This window comes from Streptomyces sp. (assembly GCF_035563135.1).
GTDB lineage: Bacteria > Actinomycetota > Actinomycetes > Streptomycetales > Streptomycetaceae > Streptomyces.
This window is the reverse complement of record NZ_DATMVN010000392.1, coordinates 1-2778: the sequence shown is the minus strand read 5'-3', so window position 1 is coordinate 2778 and position 2778 is coordinate 1. Positions and strand designations below refer to the sequence as shown.

Sequence of the window (2778 nt, the reverse complement as noted above, 5' to 3'; positions counted from 1 at the left end):
GTGGTGACGTCGTCGCCGACCTCCTCGACGACGCCGACGTACTCGTGTCCCATCGGACGCGGCTCGTCGATGGACTCGATGCCGCGGTAGGGCCACAGGTCCGATCCGCACACGCACGCGGCGACGACCCGGATGACGGCGTCGGTCGGCTGCTCGATGGTGGGCTTCGGACGGTCCTCGACGCGGACGTCGCCCGGGGCGTACAGAACGGTGCTGCGCATGGTGGCCTCTCCTCGTGCGGTGACTGGGGAATGCAGGTGGGTGCCCGCGAGCGCGGGGCTGTCGGTCAGGCGGAGGCGGGGGCGTCGTCGTGGGCCAGGGAGCTGGACAGCTCCCGGTAGGCGTCCGCCTGCTCGATCAGCGTGCGGCCCTTGAGCTCGGCGGCACCCAGCACGTCGGCGCCGGCGATGAACCGGGCCGGGGGCTCGGGGGAGTCGACGAGACCGATCACTGCGCTGGCGAGCTTGGCGGGGTCACCGGCCTGGGCGCCGTTCATCGAGTCCCAGAACGGCCGCATGGCCTCGGTGCGCTCGGCGTAGTCCTCGATGGACAGCTCCGGCCAGATCGTGGACGTCGGCTCCAGCAACGTGGTGCGGAAGAAGCCGGGCACCACGATCATCGTCTTGATGCCGAACGGGGCGACGTCACCGGCCAGGGACTCCATGAAGCCCTCGAGGGCGAACTTCGAGGTGCTGTAGGCGGATCCGCCCTCGTTGCCGAGCAGGCCGGCGCCCGAGGAGATGCTCACGACCATGCCGGCGCGCTGCTTGCGCATCACCGGGAGGACGGCTCGGGTCACGTTGAGCGGGCCGAACAGGTTGACCTCCTGCTGGGCTCGGAACTGCTCAGGGCTGATCTCCTCGAAGAAGCCGACCTGGAAGGCGCCGGCGTTGTTGATCAGCACGTCGATCCGGCCGAACCGCTCCACCGCGGCGGCCACCGCAGCCTCGGCGTCCGCGGGCTCGGTGACGTCGAGCTTGACCGCCAGCAGGTTGTCGTCGGCGCCGATGGCGGCCTCGACCGCGTCAGGACGGCGGCCGGTGGCCACGACGGAGTGACCGGCAGCCAGTGCGGCCCGGGCGAACTCGACGCCCATGCCGCGCCCGGCACCGGTGATCAGGAAGACCTTGCTCATGAACTACCTCCAGGTATGACGCGCACCGACCTCGGGACGGAGTCGTGCGCGATGTCGCTGAGTCCCGGGCGATGTCCGGGGCCGCCACGCCTCGAGGCGTCGGGCGGCGCTGCAACCCATGGAACGCCCCATCGCACGGGCGCGGGGGGTCGCGTTTGTGGGGGGTACAAGCTCGACCTCCCTTCCGTGGCGGTTCGCCGTACCGTCGATCCGGTGGACAACCGCACCGACATCCGCGACTTCCTCACCAGCCGTCGCGCCCGGATCACGCCGGAGCAGGCCGGGCTGTTTCCCGGCGGCCGCCGGCGCGTCGCCGGGCTGCGCCGCGAGGAGGTCGCTGTCCTCGCCGGGGTGAGCACCGACTGGTACACCCGGCTGGAGAAGGGGCACATCGCCGGCGTCTCCGAAGACGTCCTCGATGCCGTTGCCCGGGCGCTGCAACTGGATGAGGCTGAGCGGACCTACCTGTTCGACCTGGCGCGGGCCGCCAAGCCCACCCGGGTTCCGCAGCGGCGCAGCAAGACCCAGGTCCGGCCGCGGGTGCAGTGGATGCTGGACACGGTCACCACGTCGGCGGCGTTCGTGGCCAACGGCCGCATGGACATCCTCGCCGCCAACACCCTCGGCCGAGCCCTGTACTCACCAGTCCTCGACGACCCGCGGTGGCGGTCCAACATCGCCCGCTTCCAGTTCCTCGACGCGCGGGCTCGCGACTTCCACCCCGACTGGGACGGCGCCGCGAACGTCACCGCCGCCCTGCTGCGCACGGAGGCCGGCCGCGACCCGCACAACAAGGACCTGCGCGAGCTCGTCGGAGAGCTGTCCACCGTCAGCGACGAGTTCCGCACCCGCTGGGCTGCGCACAACGTGCGGATCCACCGCACCGGCGTCAAGCAGTTCCGCCACCCCGCGATCGGCACCCTCGACCTGGTCTACCACTCCCTCGCCGTACCGACCGAGGACCACGGTGAGCTCTCCATGACCGTCTACACCGCCGAACCCGCGACGCCGTCCGAGGACGCCCTCAAGCTGCTGGCCAGCTGGGCAGCCACCAACGCGGCGTCGACCGTCAGTGACGCGCCCGCCCCAGCGACCGACCGGACGTGACCTGACCACCGCTTTCGGGCGTCGACGCTGGCGCGCCTACTGGGCATGAGGAACGGGCGCTACATCGCAACGCGGCGTTGAGGTACTGGCCGTTCCGCGACGTCAAGGCGTCACGAAACGAAGGACCCGAGTGTGATGCCAGCCGGGCCCGGTGACCCCGGGCTCGGGGTTTCGTTGCGCCACGGAGGGTGCAGCAACGCTCTGACTGGCGCGGCGGTCGGCCGAGGTCTACCGCAGTCGCTGGCCGGAGGCCGGGGGCTGTGCTTCCTGCGGTCGGTCGGGAAGTACCGTCCACACCGCCAGGAGCTGCGCGCGGTGCGCAGTCGCCCCGCCACTGCCCCCCGATCTGCCCCCCAGCGAAGGGGGCGGCGGCGTCCCGATTGCCGTCGCAGACGGCGCCGGAACGGATGAAGGCCCTGGTCAGCGAACTGACCAGGGCCTCCACCGCTGGGGTGAGTGACGGGGCTCGAACCCGCGACACCCAGGATCACAACCTGGTGCTCTACCAGCTGAGCTACACCCACCACGTCTCCCGG

3 protein-coding genes and 1 tRNA gene are annotated in these 2778 nt (G+C 71.1%); 1 reads left to right on the top strand and 3 read right to left on the bottom strand.

Annotation, left to right across the window (positions count from 1 at the left end; all coding sequences use genetic code 11):
* The coding region (locus tag VN520_RS16960) for an alcohol dehydrogenase catalytic domain-containing protein (protein ID WP_325747762.1) at nt 1–221 on the bottom strand (221 nt) is incomplete at its 3' end.
* 65 nt (nt 222–286) lie between these two features.
* Nucleotides 287–1135: an SDR family oxidoreductase gene (locus VN520_RS16955; RefSeq protein WP_325747761.1), complete on the bottom strand. Its 849-nt coding sequence runs from the start codon at nt 1133–1135 to the stop codon at nt 287–289.
* A 213-nt stretch (nt 1136–1348) separates the two neighbouring features.
* Here VN520_RS16955 and VN520_RS16950 point away from each other — a divergent pair, with 213 nt between their 5' ends.
* Nucleotides 1349–2242 carry a helix-turn-helix transcriptional regulator gene (locus VN520_RS16950; RefSeq protein WP_325747760.1) on the top strand — a complete coding sequence of 298 codons (894 nt, stop codon included), beginning with the start codon at nt 1349–1351 and terminating at the stop codon, nt 2240–2242.
* A 448-nt stretch (nt 2243–2690) separates the two neighbouring features.
* Here VN520_RS16950 and VN520_RS16945 read toward each other — a convergent pair.
* Nucleotides 2691–2766: transfer RNA gene (locus VN520_RS16945), tRNA-His, on the bottom strand.
* Between the last annotated feature and the right edge of the window lie 12 nt (nt 2767–2778).

What these genes read in the sequence shown, in the direction of transcription:
- VN520_RS16955 (WP_325747761.1), bottom strand. Translation starts at nt 1,135, where the DNA reads ATGAGCAAGGTCTTCCTGATCACCGGTGCCGGGCGCGGCATGGGCGTC.